Annotated in this window: 16 protein-coding genes and 2 tRNA genes; 17 read left to right on the forward strand and 1 reads right to left on the reverse strand. The window is 56.5% G+C overall.

What is annotated here, in order from left to right; all coding sequences use genetic code 11:
- The first annotated feature begins 300 nt into the window (after positions 1-300).
- The 15 genes from IEW66_RS07380 (at position 301) to IEW66_RS07450 (ending at position 11,130) form a co-directional block, all read left to right on the forward strand.
- Positions 301-822, forward strand: coding sequence for an ATP-binding cassette domain-containing protein (locus tag IEW66_RS07380; RefSeq protein ID WP_188681608.1), 522 nt, complete (start codon positions 301-303; stop codon positions 820-822).
- Positions 794-1,426 carry a hypothetical protein gene (locus IEW66_RS07385; protein ID WP_188681609.1) on the forward strand — a complete coding sequence of 211 codons (633 nt, stop codon included), beginning with the start codon at positions 794-796 and terminating at the stop codon, positions 1,424-1,426. The genes IEW66_RS07380 and IEW66_RS07385 overlap by 29 nt, the downstream gene beginning before the upstream one ends.
- Entirely contained in the window at positions 1,423-1,737 is a 315-nt protein-coding gene (locus IEW66_RS07390; RefSeq protein WP_229657564.1) for a hypothetical protein, read from the forward strand. Before IEW66_RS07385 ends, IEW66_RS07390 begins: the two co-directional genes overlap by 4 nt.
- Positions 1,722-2,177 carry a hypothetical protein gene (locus IEW66_RS07395; RefSeq protein ID WP_188681611.1) on the forward strand — a complete coding sequence of 152 codons (456 nt, stop codon included), beginning with the start codon at positions 1,722-1,724 and terminating at the stop codon, positions 2,175-2,177. Before IEW66_RS07390 ends, IEW66_RS07395 begins: the two co-directional genes overlap by 16 nt.
- Positions 2,170-2,433, forward strand: coding sequence for a helix-turn-helix domain-containing protein (locus IEW66_RS08770; RefSeq protein WP_188681799.1), 264 nt, complete (start codon positions 2,170-2,172; stop codon positions 2,431-2,433). Before IEW66_RS07395 ends, IEW66_RS08770 begins: the two co-directional genes overlap by 8 nt.
- Before the next feature lie 24 nt (positions 2,434-2,457).
- On the forward strand, positions 2,458-4,470 hold the full coding sequence (locus IEW66_RS07405; protein WP_188681612.1) for a hydantoinase/oxoprolinase family protein: 2,013 nt from the start codon (positions 2,458-2,460) through the stop codon (positions 4,468-4,470).
- Entirely contained in the window at positions 4,467-6,128 is a 1,662-nt protein-coding gene (locus IEW66_RS07410; protein WP_188681613.1) for a hydantoinase B/oxoprolinase family protein, read from the forward strand. The genes IEW66_RS07405 and IEW66_RS07410 overlap by 4 nt, the downstream gene beginning before the upstream one ends.
- A 117-nt stretch (positions 6,129-6,245) precedes the next feature.
- Positions 6,246-7,535 carry an MFS transporter gene (locus IEW66_RS07415; protein WP_229657565.1) on the forward strand — a complete coding sequence of 430 codons (1,290 nt, stop codon included), beginning with the start codon at positions 6,246-6,248 and terminating at the stop codon, positions 7,533-7,535.
- Between the two features lie 227 nt (positions 7,536-7,762).
- Positions 7,763-8,149: a hypothetical protein gene (locus IEW66_RS07420; RefSeq protein WP_188681614.1), complete on the forward strand. Its 387-nt coding sequence runs from the start codon at positions 7,763-7,765 to the stop codon at positions 8,147-8,149.
- A 100-nt stretch (positions 8,150-8,249) separates the two neighbouring features.
- The gene (locus tag IEW66_RS07425) at positions 8,250-8,753 is read left to right on the forward strand and encodes an ArsR family transcriptional regulator (protein WP_188681615.1); all 504 of its coding nucleotides are present in this window, start codon (positions 8,250-8,252) and stop codon (positions 8,751-8,753) included.
- Positions 8,750-9,790 carry a tRNA (cytidine(56)-2'-O)-methyltransferase gene (locus IEW66_RS07430; protein ID WP_188681616.1) on the forward strand — a complete coding sequence of 347 codons (1,041 nt, stop codon included), beginning with the start codon at positions 8,750-8,752 and terminating at the stop codon, positions 9,788-9,790. Before IEW66_RS07425 ends, IEW66_RS07430 begins: the two co-directional genes overlap by 4 nt.
- 45 nt (positions 9,791-9,835) lie before the next feature.
- Positions 9,836-9,908, forward strand: a tRNA-Asn gene (locus tag IEW66_RS07435).
- Between the two features lie 65 nt (positions 9,909-9,973).
- Positions 9,974-10,519 (forward strand): hypothetical protein, encoded by a 546-nt coding sequence (locus IEW66_RS07440; protein ID WP_188681617.1) that lies wholly within the window; start codon positions 9,974-9,976, stop codon positions 10,517-10,519.
- A gap of 37 nt (positions 10,520-10,556) precedes the next feature.
- A tRNA-Gln gene (locus IEW66_RS07445) sits at positions 10,557-10,629 on the forward strand.
- A 30-nt stretch (positions 10,630-10,659) separates the two neighbouring features.
- A complete protein-coding gene (locus IEW66_RS07450) occupies positions 10,660-11,130 on the forward strand; it encodes a DUF1940 domain-containing protein (RefSeq protein ID WP_188681618.1) in 471 nt (156 codons plus the stop codon).
- Here IEW66_RS07450 and IEW66_RS07455 read toward each other — a convergent pair.
- Positions 11,127-11,963 (reverse strand): NAD-dependent epimerase/dehydratase family protein, encoded by an 837-nt coding sequence (locus tag IEW66_RS07455; RefSeq protein ID WP_188681619.1) that lies wholly within the window; start codon positions 11,961-11,963, stop codon positions 11,127-11,129. The two genes, IEW66_RS07450 and IEW66_RS07455, sit on opposite strands and share 4 nt — an antisense overlap.
- A gap of 105 nt (positions 11,964-12,068) precedes the next feature.
- Here IEW66_RS07455 and IEW66_RS07460 point away from each other — a divergent pair, with 105 nt between their 5' ends.
- Entirely contained in the window at positions 12,069-13,322 is a 1,254-nt protein-coding gene (locus IEW66_RS07460; RefSeq protein ID WP_188681620.1) for a thiolase domain-containing protein, read from the forward strand.
- The gene (locus IEW66_RS07465) at positions 13,319-13,801 is read left to right on the forward strand and encodes a Zn-ribbon domain-containing OB-fold protein (RefSeq protein ID WP_188681621.1); all 483 of its coding nucleotides are present in this window, start codon (positions 13,319-13,321) and stop codon (positions 13,799-13,801) included. The genes IEW66_RS07460 and IEW66_RS07465 overlap by 4 nt, the downstream gene beginning before the upstream one ends.
- Positions 13,802-13,809 lie beyond the last annotated feature (8 nt).

The following is a 13,809-nucleotide window of genomic DNA, read 5'->3' on the forward strand; positions in this document are numbered from 1 at the left end:
AGAATGTGACCCTCTGTCCAATCTTTACCACATGGTTATATCTATTTCTTGATAACCATAAAAACGTTTCTAAAATGGGTCTATCCATCCCTTCCCTGACGGAAGGGAACTTTCATCCCCTTAACCCCCATTAGAGTTAAAATTGTGCAATCTTAGGGTTAGGGGAATACCAGTTTAGATATTGCACTGACAGAAGTTGTGTTTATCCGGGTGAACCGGTTATACAAGAGTTTGCACCCGTAGGGGCACACACCAAGTATAGTTTTAGGCGAACCAACCGGCAAACCAGGAGGCCGGTCCTTGGCACTGGCCTCCCGCCTGTCCAAGGGGATGAAGAGGAAACTCTCGGTGGCGATTGCGATGTCACAGGACCCGGACATCATGGTACTTGACGAGACTTTCGACGGCGTGGATCAGACATCGAGCGAGGAGATCGTCTCCATGATAAGATCCATTAAGGAACAGGGCAAATCCGTAATACTCTCATCGCACAGCATCTCTTACATATACGAGGTGGCGGATGAGGTCATTGTGATGGACAGCGGGCGGATAGTGAGGAGGATCCACCTGCCGCTAAAATATGTCAGTGTGGTGAGGTTCGCACAGGGATACGGAGAGGTGGAGCAAAAGCTCAAATCCCTTGGGCTGGACTACGATATGTCCCGTTTTCCACTTGTCAGGATCAGCCACGGGAATGAAGGGGAAGACGTGAACTCTTTACTCGTTAATAATGGCCTCACCGTTCTTGAGTTCAGGAAGGTGACTGTAGCGGAGCTCTACGGAGATGTGTTGAATGAGCTTGGAGTCGCAGTTCAGGGCTGAGATCAGGAAGCAGTTCATCCTGATGAAGCAATCCACAGCAGCACCACTGGTGGCCCTAGCCACATTCCTGCTCGCAATGGTCTCGGCCGCCGAACTCGCATGGAATACTTCCAAATACAGGAGCATGCCCCTGCAGTTCTCACTGGCTACCTTTTCCGGTTCGTTCGCTACGTTCTTCGTCCTCTTCATGATATACCCGTCCCTGAGCATAGCGGAGGAGAAAGAAAACGGCACTTACGACGTGATAGGGTCCAGCGCACGCGACACAGTGGCCATAAGTACTGCCCGCCTCCTCTTTCATGTTATATTTGCCGGCATACTGACCCTCAGTGCCGTTGCTGGCTTCATGTTCACGCTCCTAATCCGTTACGGCACGCTGTCGAACCATGTGGTAATAATTGTCGACCACCTTACATACACTTACCTCTATGGGTATTCAGGTACGCCGACTGTATTACCGAAGTACACGAAGGCCTATCTCAATAAGTGGTTCAGCCCAAGCCTATTCCTGACTGACATTGCCATCCTCTTTGCCTCAATGATCCCCCTGTCCTGCTGGGGCTCCTCTTCTCCAGGATATCTAGGAAAAGGGCCACATCAGTGATAGTGAGTATCATCTCCTTCCTGGTGATATTCAACGTATATCCCTATCTCGTATCCATCAAAGGCTCGGTGGTATTGAGGTACCTCTGCGCCGACATCGCCACGCTGTTTCCCAGGGTTTCTGTTGGCCTGTCCAGCGGGTACATCGGTTTCAGTTCTGTAATTACAAAGGGAGGGTACTTCTTTTCAGTCCCGGCCCCTTACTTCTCGATCTGGGTCACAGGCGCCCTCCTGTCCTATGTGATCATAATCCTCCTCTTACTGTATTTCATGCCAGAAAATGGGGGTGTTAGGAATTGGATAAGACGGTAAAAGCCCTTCTTGCTGTACTGCTGGTCCTCGTCATCATTGTGGTCATTGTGCAGGATGTCGATGCGAATGGGAACCACCAGGCCAGTGGCGGTGGGAAGGGGCCAGGTCTCACCATAAACACAGGCTCCGCCGGTGGCGATGTTGTGTTCAACGGCACACTGCCGCTAACCGCTGACCAGGTATACAGGTACAATTTCACTCTCAACCCTTCCTCAGACAAGATCGTTATGGCCCTTGAGGACAACTCCACAGCAAGCGTCTACTGCAGACTGTTCTATCCTAACAACACAGTGCGTGATTCGTTCACCGTGAGTCCAGGCATAAGCATAGACAGTGTATTTCCTTATGGCCAGTCGTTCACATCAGGAGTGTGGTACATCAAGCTGATAACCAACCAGGGCCTGGAGCTGAGGTTCAAATTGACAGTTTTCTATAGCTGATAACCTCTTTCAGCAGAACCTTCCATCAGGGCCATTCTGCTCGGGTTCCTTCGATTACCCGAATGGGATCAACCTCGAGGAGCTCTCTAGGGGGCCCAACTTATCATATCCGGCCCTGGCCTATATACTCCGGAGAGCCGAGAAAGCATATAATATCCTCATACTTCAGGCGCCAGGAACGACGGTTCGGGGGCGTCTGCTAGGCACTCCCGCGGTATGCAGTTCTGGTGGAAATGCCCGTCTCGACACTTACTAATACAGTCCAGCGATCATAATGGGGATGGAAGGGGATGCCATTCTGGTCGGTGTGGACATAGGTGGGACATTCACCGATATCGTCGCCTTCGACCTCAGGGACAGATCAATACGGTTTCTGAAGGTACCGAGCACTCCCTCGGGCCCGGAGGTGGCCGTGATAGACGGCCTGAGGTCAATGGACCTGGATAGGGCAAGGGTGAGGATGGTCAACCATGCAAGCACGGTAGCAACCAACGCCCTGCTCACCAGGACCGGCCTGACACCTTCTGCCCTGATAACCAACAGGGGCTTCATAGACATTCTCGAGATCGGGAGGCAGAGGAGGGCCGAGCTCTATGACCTTGACTTCCAGAGACCGGAGCCCCTGATACCCAGGGAACGCAGGTTCGGGATCTCGGGCCGCATTGACGCCTCCGGGACGGTAATCGAGGATCTCGATGATGAGGAGATAAGGAGGGTGAGGAGAAAGATCGAGAGGATGAAGGTCAGGGGTGTGGCAATATCGCTGCTCAACTCCTACGTTAACCCGGAGCACGAGAGGAGGGTCAAGGAGGCCTTCGAAGGCTTTGACGGCTTCGTCTTCGCCTCCCATGAGGTCGACCCGCAGTACAGGGAGTACGAGAGAACGAGCACAACTGTGGTCAACACAGTCCTGTCAGGCCTGGTGACATTATACCTGAGGAGGTTGAGGGAGGGCATCAGGAACTCCGGGCTGTCTGCACCTGTATACATAATGGGTTCCCACGGAGGTCTCGGCACGATAGAATATGCGGAGAGGATGCCGATCTCTGTCATAGAATCCGGCCCCTCGGCAGGCGTCATTGCTTCAGCGAACTTCAGCCGCCTGATGGGCGATGAGAGGGTCATAACGTTCGATATGGGCGGGACAACCGCAAAGGCAGGTGTCGTGGTCTCCGGCACCCCGGATCTGGCATACGAGTTCGAGGCGGCCGGGAGAACACACAGCGGGAGGTCAATTAAGGGGAGCGGCTATGCTGTGCGCTTTCCCTTCATAGACCTCGCAGAGGTGAGTGCAGGGGGCGGCACAATTGCCTGGGTGGATGAAGCAGGGTCACTCAGGCTGGGTCCGAAGAGTGCCGGATCCGAACCCGGGCCAGCCGCATACGGCCGGGGCGGCACAGATCCCACAGTGACGGACGCCAACATAGTGCTCGGGAGGCTTAACCCCGACTTCCTTCTTGACGGTGACATGCGCATCTTCAGGCACCTTTCAGAGAGTGCCATAAGGGAGAAGCTGTGCAGGCCCCTCGGTATCGGCACTGTTGAGGCTGCCCAGGGTATTGTCAGGCTGATCAACAGCGCCATGTCAAGGGCCATATCCATCGTGAGCTTGGAGCGCGGCCGTGATCCCAGGGATTTTGTGATGTATGCCTACGGTGGGGCTGGCCCTGTGCACGCCGCTGAACTCGCCTCAGAGCTCGGCATCAAAGCGGTCTTCGTGCCTGCACACCCGGGCCTCTTCTCAGCCTACGGCCTCCTCTCAGTGGACATGGTGCGCGACAGGACCGCCGGAGCAGTGGGTGTGTCTGATGTAAAGGACATCTTGACCAGGCTGGAGGCCCAGGCAAGGGCGGAGAGCGAGGCTGAGGGCTTCACCGACCCTGAGGTGGCATATTTCCTCGACATGAGGTATGTTGGGCAGTCTTACGAGATAACGGTGCCCTACAGCGACAGGTACGAGGAGGCCTTCAGGGAGGAGTACAGGAGGAGGTACGGCTATGCCTCGAACGATCCTGTGGAAATCGTTAACGCAAGGGTGAGGCTCACCTTCAGGATGCCCAAGATAGGCCTGATCGAAGAGCGGAAAGGCGGGCACATGGAGGCCTCTGAGAGGCCGGTATACTTTTCCGGGTCTTTCATAGATACCCCGGTGATCAGGTGGGCCTCCGCTCCGGATGGTTTTGGTGGCGAGGGGCCATGCATTGTTGAGGGCTACGATTCTACAGTCGTCATTCCTCCGGGCTGGAGGTTCAGGTTCGATAGGTACCTCAACGTGAGGATGGTGAGGCCATGACGGACAGGTTCACCAAGCAGGTCATAGCCAGTTCCCTCTACTACGCCAGCGAGGAGATGGGGATCGCACTGAGGAACTCCGCTTACTCGCCAAACATAAAGGAGAGGATGGACCACTCAGCGGCCATCTTCGACGCTAATGGGATCCTCCTGGCCCAGGCGGAGCACATTCCGGTCCACCTAGGCTCACTCCCCTGGGGCCTGAGGAACACTCTTGACTACCTCTCGAAGGAGGGTATAGAGCTCCGGAGGGGTGACGAGATCGTTGTAAACAACCCATACATATCAGGCACGCACCTGAACGATGTTACGGTCATCAGGCCCATTTTCCACAATGACAGAATAGTGGCCTATGCTGCCAACAAGGCCCACCACTCGGATGTTGGCGGCAAGGTGCCGGGCAGCATAAACTCAGACGGGAAAACGATATACGAGGAGGGCCTGATTTTGGACCCCGTTTTCCTCATGAGGGGCGACGAGTTCAACAGTGACTTCCTCTCGGTATTCTCTTCAAATTCCAGGAACCCCTACGAGAGGATCGGCGATATCAGGGCCCAGGTGGCCGCAAACTACACGGGCGAGCGGAGGGTGCTGGACATCATTGAGAAGCACGGCCTGGATGCCTTCACAGAGTCCCGGGACTACTACGTTTCCTATGCAGAAGAGATGGCGAGGAACAGGATATCCAGGATACCTCACGGGACTTATGGCTGGGTGGACTACCTCGAGGGCCCGGATGGGCGTGACATAAGGCTTCAGGTGGCCCTGAGGGTATCAGAGGATGGAGTGCATGTGGATTACACGGGCACAGAGAGGCAGGTCGATGTGCCGCTCAACGCAGTGCTGGGCGTGACGCTCTCTGGGGTCTACTACGTGTTCCGGACCGTGATGGGCGCTGATGTACCTGTGAACGGCGGCACCTTCAGGTTCCTGCACGTGAGTGTGCCGGAGGGCACTGTGCTGAACCCCACCTTCCCTGCCCCGGTCTCCGGCGGGAACGTTGAAACGAGCCAAAGGAACGCTGACCTCATCTTCGGCGCGCTGAGCCAGGCCATCCCTGAAGCTGTCCCGGCCGCCTCAGGTGGGTCGATGAACAACATAATGATGGGCGGGCTCCACAGGGGCCGCTCGTGGGCGTTCTACGAGACCATAGGCGTGGGGCTGGGGGGCAAGCTGGGTAAAGACGGTACAGACGGCATACAGGCTAACATGACGAACACAATGAACACGCCCATAGAGGAGATAGAGAGGACCTTGCCTGTACTGGTGAAGAGGTACGAGTTCAGGCCCAACAGCGCGGGCCTCGGGAAGTACAGGGGCGGGAGCGGCATAGTCAGGGCCTTCATGGTAAGGGAGGGGACAGTCACGCTGACAGTCCTTGCGGAGAGGGAGAGGCACAGGCCATGGGGGCTCATGGGTGGCCTTCCCGGTGCGCCGACAGAGGTGCGGTTGGTGCAGGACGGGAGGCAGAGGAAAGGCCACACGAAGGCAACCTATGTCCTGCACGAGGGCGACATATTCGAGATACGCACAGCAGGGGGAGGGGGCTACGGAAGGTTTGAGGACAGGGAGCCGGAGAAAGTCGAGAGAGACACGAGGTCTGGCCTGATAACGAGGGGTTACGCGAGGGCTGGAAGAGGCGAGAGAGCTGGAGAATAGGGGCCCTCCTCATGGACTGGGCGAATGTGGCCACAGGTGCATCCAGGCGCAGTGAAAGGGTGCATACTCTGGTGGGTTCCCGGTAAAATACTTTTACCCACACCTCATGTTCATTGCGTGGAAGCCGCAAGAGAGAGAAGGACAAACAACAGGCGCGAAATCCTAGCAGCCTCCATGGTGGGAACCATCATCGAATGGTACGGCATCTTCATCTTCTCAAGCGGTGCCATATACATAGCCTCTGCCTTTTACCCCACCGTGTCCAGGGCGGAGTCCCTCCTCCTGACCCTCCTGACCTTTGCCCTCGGATTCGTCACAAGGCCAGTGGGTGCCTTCGTGTTCGGCCACTTCGGGGACAGGATGGGCAGGAAGAACGTCCTATTGATCACCCTCCTGCTCTCGGGCATCTCAACGGGCCTCACGGGAGTGGTGCCAGGGTATGCAAGCATAGGCATATGGGCCGTGGTGCTCCTCGTCATACTGAGGCTGATACTGGGCTTCGGGCTCGGAGGTGAGTGGGGAGGGGCCATGCTCCTCACCCTAGAGAACTTCAGGGAGAGGAGGGGCTTCTGGTCATCGTTCGTGCAGTCCACGGTGGGCATAGGGCTCATCATTGGCACTGCCATCTTCCTGTTACTGGAATTTGTCCTGCCCAGCAAGGCCATGTATGCGTACGGATGGCGCATACCGTTCCTGCTCGCCTTCGCCATACTCGCCATAGGCTTCCTGATCAGGTACAGGCTGGCAGAGACCCCGATCTTTGAGGCAGCAAAGGCGGAGAAAAAGATACTGGGCCTGCCCGCAGGGCAGCTGTTCAGGCACCACTGGCATGAGGTACTGGCAGGTACACTGCTGGCTGGCTCCAGCGGCAACTTCTTCTATTTTGCCATATCCCTCCTACCTGCAGTGTTCGAGGTCAGGGGCATAATATCTGTGACCACTGGCCTCATAGCCGTTACGGTCTTTGCCATAATGGACATAGTCTTCGTGTTCATAGGCGGAATACTCTCGGACAGGCATGGGAGGCGCATTCTCCTCTTCTCAGCCAACCTCATTGCCCTGGTTATACTCTACCCCTCCATATATTACTACAACCCGTACGCCTTCACGGCCTTCCTCGCGGTCTTCGGGATCGCTCACGGGTTGAGTTACTCCCCACTGGGCGCACTCATCTCTGAGGTGTTCCCGGCCAACGTAAGGTACTCGGGGAACTCGTTCAGCTACCAGTTCGGCAACTCCTTCATAGGTGGCCCGGCGCCCTACGCTTCCGATGCACTTGGGCTCATCTCCTACCCACTCTACCCTGTGTTCACCCTCGTGTTCATCCTGGTGGCCTTCGTGACCATAGCCAGGATAAGGGAGTCCAGGGGAAGTGACCTCGGCGTCCTGGGTGAGGCAGGTTCCTAGCCACCCGGCCTTACCGGGTGGTGTTGACATCCTGCAGGCACACCAGGCCATCACCTGTTTCGTACCGTCTCCCTCTTTTTGCCTTCGAGGGTACCGCGACTCGAACTTCTTCGCTACCGGGTGCAACTGAGGAAAATGGAAGGGCCGCCAGGGGGTATCACGCAGCCTGGAAAGAGGGCCCAGCTGCAAGACCTAAGACATAAATAGCTTTCAAATATCTGAACTGTGTGAGAAACTGGAGTGGTCACATCTACTTCAAGGAGCGCTTTGAATGGAAGTCACTGGAAAAGTCGTTCCCGGAGATATGGGAGAGGGTCGCCAGCGAGACGAAGCAGAACCAGGAGGAAGCACAGTATGATCAGGTGGCCCTGGAACTCAACATGAACGAGATCAGGAAGAACAAGAAACCCATAGGCTACTTCAAGGAGGGAGCGAAGTACAGGATGGTCTTCCCCTCTGGAAGGAAGGAGCTCATAATATACAGGGGCATGGTATCGGAGGAGATAAAGGACATAACCGAGGATGTGGCCAAGATACTGAAGTCCCACAAGGTCCAGTTTTCCGTGGATTATGACAAGATGCTCCTCTACGAGATCAAAAAGAGGAAGAAGTGAAGTACTGGCAGGGCCCCCTCCGTTCATGTATGTATAGTATGTTAATATAAAAATCTAAACTCAAAAACCGTTATATTTTTTTAAGGCATCACGGTTCATAATGATCAGCAGGATTAAGGTCGTGAACGACGTTGGTGAACTCGTGTCCATATTCCATGCTGCGGACACCGATGTTAAGAGGAGGCTCCTGCTCGACCTATCGACCAGCTGGATAACGATGCCTATGATCGAGGAGAAGTACGGGCAGGAGGGCAAGAGGGCGCTCCTCTACCTCGACAAGATCAAACTCATTGAGAGCCAGTGGATAACCGGGCAGAACGGACCGGAGAAGGCATACCACACATACTACACCAGTGTGCAGATCAACCTCCTGGGCAACCTCAGCGACCTTGCCGACATAATATATGCGACCACAATGCCGGAGGAGGAGCTGGCCAAGTTCGAGAAGAAGGTGGAGAGCATGATAGGCAACAGTGATGGCGTCTTCATCGGCGATGCTGCGGAGGCCCTCTCCATGTCACAGACACTCATACGTGGCCTTGTCAGGAGGTCAAGCGTGCTCCAGATCAAGGGCTACAAGATAACCACGATCAATGGCGCATGAACGTAACAGTGCTCAGGATAAACCACAGGCCCACCAGGGACAAGAGGATAACCACACACGTGGCCCTGACAGCAAGGGCGTTCGGCGCCTCCACCATACTTGTTGACCAGAGGGACGAGGAGCTGGAGGACACCATCAGGGACACTGTTTACAGGTTCGGTGGCGATTTCAGGATCGAGAGCGGCGTCGACCCGCACAGGGTCATGAGGGAGTTTTCCGGCGTCAAGGTGCACCTGACAATGTACGGTATACCTGTTGACCAGGCTGTGGGCAGGATAAGGGAGGCAGCGGGGGACCGTGGAGTGCTGGTCGTGGTGGGGGCATCCAAGGTACCGAGGGAATACTATGAGGCCTCTGACTTCAACGTCGCGGTGACTAACCAGCCCATAAGCGAGGTCTCGGCCCTGGCCATATTCCTTGACAGGCTCTTTGAGGGAAGGGAGATGAATGCGGAGTTCGAGGCCAGGATGAGGGTGATACCGTCGGAGAGGGGGAAGCGCGTTGTGATGCTGCCGGATGAGGCTGACTGCATGAACATTCTGCGTGACGAGGGCGCGGATGAGCGCATAATCAGGCACGTGAGGAAGGTCCGCGACCTTGCGGTGGCCATAGGCAGGGCCGCAGGGGCCAACCTGCGCCTCGTGGAGGCTGGTGCACTACTCCACGACATAGGGCGCACGAAGACCAACGGCATTGACCACGCCTACGCTGGTGCCCAGATACTGCGCCGGAGGAACATAGACGAGAGGGTAGTGAGGATAGTGGAGAGGCACACAGGTGCCGGGATACTGCCGGAGGAGGCGAGGAAACTCGGCCTGCCTGAGGGCAACTACGTGCCTGAAACACTGGAGGAGAAGATCGTGGCCCAGGCGGACAACCTGGTCTCAGGAGACCGTTACATAGGCCTGTCCACCGTGCTTGAGATGTACAGGAAGAAGGGCCTCCAGGAGCCTGCAGAGAGGATCGAGCGCCTCCACAGGGAGCTGTCTGAGAAGGCTGGCACCGATCTGGAGGCATTCTTCCAGGAGGACCAGTGAGCCATCGTATGCTATAAATACAACGGAACACTTACAGAATCCTGTGCCGCTGTAGCTTAGCTGGTAGAGCACTCGGCTGTTAACCGAGCGGTCGTCGGTTCGAATCCGACCGGCGGCGTCACAACAATGAAAAGGATCCGGAGGCGGCGTTTACCTTTTAGTCATTGATTTGCATGACCAGTCATGCACCCCAGCCTGAGGAGGTACATCTGGGTGTTGGGCATAGTCGTGCTTTTAATAGGCCTGTTCCTCCTGTCCTACTCTCTCACAGTGGTTAGGGGGCAGAGCTATGTGACGATAGAGAGGCCCACGTTCACCAGAGAGGGTGGGCTTTACGAGTACCCGATACCAGGGGGCCTCACGGGAACCATGAGCACGGACATATCGCTCAACATCAGCAACAGCCTGCGGCCCTACTTCGCCATAGTGCCCGCTTCGAGCCTTGGCAACGTATCCGCATCTGACTACATGAACTTCTCCGCCGTGAGGGCCAACACGAGCCTATCCGGGTACCTCATCTACGACCTCGTGCCCCCGGGCCAGTACTGCCTGGTGGCCAGCATCCCTGTGGGAAACTTCACCCCACCTGCCTACATAACGGTCTCCTACCCCGTGGTGGCTAACTACGAGGACAGCCTGATGCTGGATGGCCTTTACGTAGGCGTCTTCGGTGCAATAGTGGTGGCCATCGGCATGGGCCTCAGGGGGAGCAGGGGCAGGGGTGAGTGAGACAAAATAATATACCCTTGTTGTATCACACACACGAAGCCCCGTGGTGTAGCGGCCAAGCATTACTGGCTCTGGACCAGTCGACGGCAGTTCGAATCTGCCCGGGGCTATTTATTTATCTTTGTTGGGAATTGTAAATTATGGATGAGATCAACCCTGGCTTCGGGTACTGCGAACTGATCGATAAGAGCCTGCCCTTTGACCACCCCTTCTTCCTCTTCACCTTCGAGATGCGCCAGGCCATGGCAGACCTGGCCCAGGCAGTGTCCACAGGCATCTCCAGCCAGCAGGTGAGGGAGATAGTGGAGATGCTCGACACCCTGTGGGAGGGTCTCAAGGACCCGGACGTGAGGCTCCCGGATGCGCAGAGGAAGTCTCTGAACCATGAGAAGGAGGTATGGCTGGACGTTAAGGAGAAGGTAATGGAGGGCAACACAAGGGCATCCTCGCTCCTCTCAGCGTCGACCCACATGATGAGGGCCGTGATGTATCTGAAGAGGCTGAGGGAGGACGAAGAGTTCAGAGACGTCGTGAGCGATTACACTGTAAGGTACCTGCACCAGCTCTCATTGAGGACGTACAGGGAAGCCATGGGCCACGTCCTCCTCTAGCCCTTCAGGGTCTGTGAAAGGTAGTCCAGGTATCCCGTGTACTTATCAAGGTACCTGGTCAGGTACGTGTTCTCCCTCTGGAAGTCCATCGTCAGGTACTCTGCCATCTCCTCGGTGACCAGGCCGTTCTCCACCATTGTGCGCTTCAGTTTGGCAACGGCCCTCGGACTGTCCTTTCCCTTGGCTGGCTTCAGGCCCCTGATCTCCCTGTACTTGTTGACCGCGTCCAGTAGCGATACCTTCTGCGTGGAGGATACGTCGACGGCACCCCTGAGGTCTGACGCCCTGGTTATCACCTGGGCCAGGTCGCCTATGAACACGGGCGCCAGGTTACCCACGCCCGGGAGCTTGGTCATGCCAGACTCCGCGATCTTCTTTATTATTTCAGTGAACCAGTCCCCATCCCCGAATATGAAAGAACTCCTCACTATCAGGTGGTTCTTCACTAGGGACGCGTTGTCCTCGCCTGTCCTCCTGGTCCTGAGGAATTCGGTGGTGCCATAGGTCACGTTTATGCTCGACATGAAGATGAGCCTCTGGTCCCTGTCGTACTTCCTGACCGCTGCAACGACGTTCTTGACGCCTGTTATGTTGGCGTCGAAGTTGGACATCTGGTTGGTGTTCTTTGTCCTCACGGCATAGAGGAGCGTGTCGAAGTCACGGCACGCCTCCATGACCTTCCCCGCATCCATGACGCTGCCCTCTATCCACGATGCACCCAGGCTGTCCAGCGTTTCATCCTTCCTTGGTGAGAAGTAAGCTGCAGCCTCCGGCTTCATGTACTTGACCATGCCCCTTGCGACGTAGCCTGAGCCAAAGACAAGGAGTTTCATGCGGAGTCCCAATGCTCATGCGTATTAAAATCTCTCTCGGCTGCCACAGGGACGCTGTGCGGTGGTGTCACGGAATCTAATTATTAGGAGAGCAGATCTTCAGCCATGGCCCGGGATGTATACATGGTCACAGGAGGCGTCTCTAAGTTCGCCAAGGCCCACACATCCAGGGATTCCAGGTACCTGGTGAAGGAGGCCCTGGACTATGCTCTCAGCGATGTGGGCATGGACGTATCGGACATAGACGGCTCCGTGGGCGCTTACTTCTCAGAGCACTTCCAGAGGCAGCTCCTCGGTACTGCCATGGTGCACGACTACCTTGGTCTTAACCCGAAGCCGCACAAGAGGGTGGAGGGTGGCGGTGCAACGGGGGGCCTGGCCTTCCAGGCAGCTTACGAGGAGGTGGCCTCTGGCAGGATGGACGTCTGCCTGGTCTTCGGCTTCGAGAACATGTCCCACGTGAGCACATGGAAGGGAAACGAGTTCATAGCCATGGCAAGCGACATGAACTTTGACTATCCTGTGGGAGGTTTCTACACCGCCTACTACGCCATGATGGCGGTGAGGCACATGCACCAGTTCGGCACAACGGTTGAGCAGATGGCGAAGGTCTCTGTAAAGAACCACGGGAACGCGAGGTACAACAGGTACGCCCAGAGCCCCATGGAGATCACTGTGGAGGACGTGAGGAGGGCGCCAATGATATCCTATCCTTTCACGAGGCTCGATGTGTGCACGATGTCGGACGGTGCTGCAGTTGCCATCCTGGCCTCGGAGGACAGGGCCTTCCAGTACACGGACAGGCCAACAAGGATAGAGGCCATAGGTTCAGGCAGCGATACAATGAGGCTCTCTGACAGGCCGAGGGGAAAGGTTCCCCTGCTCCCACACGAGGAGGCTGAATGGTACAGGGACCTGGACTACCCAGGACTGCACAACTTCAGGGCCGCAAGGGTGGCGGCCATAGAGGCCTACAAAAAGGCTGGCATAGAGGATCCAGCGGAACAGGTCGACTTCATGGAGGTACACGATGCCTACACGTCTCTGGAACTGCAGCTATACGAGGACCTGGGCCTGGCAAGGATAGGCCACGGGGGAGAGCTCCTGGATTCCGGCTTCACGGAGATGGGCGGAAAGGTCCCGGTGAACCCATCCGGCGGCCTCCTGGGCTGCGGCCATGCCATAGGTGCAACGGGCATAATGCTCTCTGTCTTCACACACTGGCAGCTGCAGCACAGCGTGGAGAAGCACCTCGGGTCCGGGAGGCTGCAGGTCCCAAATGCAAAGAGGGGGCTCGTCCTTGACCTGGCCGGGACTGGCACACTTATAACTGTTACAGTCATGGGGGCGTCCAGATGATCGACAGGAACGCGAAGCTGCCCGAGGACGACAGGGGTGCCACGGTGTTCTCCGTCGACCCCCTGATAGTGAAGGAGCACTACGAAGCCGATTACTACCACAGCTACGCCCAGGACTCAGAGTTCTTCAGGGCCCTTGGCAGGGGAGTCCTCCTGGGCTCCGAGTGCAAGAGGTGCCGGGTGAGGTACGCCACGCCCAGGGCCCACTGCATGCGCTGCGGTGGAAGGACCGAGTGGTTCCAGCTGCCACCGAGAGGGAGGGTACACACCTTCACGACATGCTACTTCGGCAGCGAGGAGTTCCTCAACGAGACGCCCTACAACCTCGTCATGGTCGAGTTCGATGGCGTCGATACCCTGTTCCTCGGCAGGCTCGTGGGCGCCTCCACGGAGGACATTTATGTCGGCATGCCTGTCAGGGCCAGGTTCAGGAGGCTGCAGAGGTTCAGGGTCACGGACGTTTACTTTGTTCCGGAATAGTGGGCGCA

Source organism: Thermogymnomonas acidicola, from assembly GCF_014646795.1.
GTDB lineage: Archaea > Thermoplasmatota > Thermoplasmata > Thermoplasmatales > Thermoplasmataceae > Thermogymnomonas > Thermogymnomonas acidicola.

What these genes read in the sequence shown, in the direction of transcription:
- IEW66_RS07425 (WP_188681615.1), top strand. Translation starts at nt 8,250, where the DNA reads ATGATCAGCAGGATTAAGGTCGTGAACGACGTTGGTGAACTCGTGTCC.
- IEW66_RS07455 (WP_188681619.1), bottom strand. Translation starts at nt 11,963, where the DNA reads ATGAAACTCCTTGTCTTTGGCTCAGGCTACGTCGCAAGGGGCATGGTC.
- IEW66_RS07465 (WP_188681621.1), top strand. Translation starts at nt 13,319, where the DNA reads ATGATCGACAGGAACGCGAAGCTGCCCGAGGACGACAGGGGTGCCACG.
- IEW66_RS07410 (WP_188681613.1), top strand. Translation starts at nt 4,467, where the DNA reads ATGACGGACAGGTTCACCAAGCAGGTCATAGCCAGTTCCCTCTACTAC.
- IEW66_RS07405 (WP_188681612.1), top strand. Translation starts at nt 2,458, where the DNA reads ATGGAAGGGGATGCCATTCTGGTCGGTGTGGACATAGGTGGGACATTC.
- IEW66_RS07450 (WP_188681618.1), top strand. Translation starts at nt 10,660, where the DNA reads ATGGATGAGATCAACCCTGGCTTCGGGTACTGCGAACTGATCGATAAG.
- IEW66_RS07440 (WP_188681617.1), top strand. Translation starts at nt 9,974, where the DNA reads ATGCACCCCAGCCTGAGGAGGTACATCTGGGTGTTGGGCATAGTCGTG.
- IEW66_RS07430 (WP_188681616.1), top strand. Translation starts at nt 8,750, where the DNA reads ATGAACGTAACAGTGCTCAGGATAAACCACAGGCCCACCAGGGACAAG.
- IEW66_RS07460 (WP_188681620.1), top strand. Translation starts at nt 12,069, where the DNA reads ATGGCCCGGGATGTATACATGGTCACAGGAGGCGTCTCTAAGTTCGCC.
- IEW66_RS07385 (WP_188681609.1), top strand. Translation starts at nt 794, where the DNA reads ATGAGCTTGGAGTCGCAGTTCAGGGCTGAGATCAGGAAGCAGTTCATC.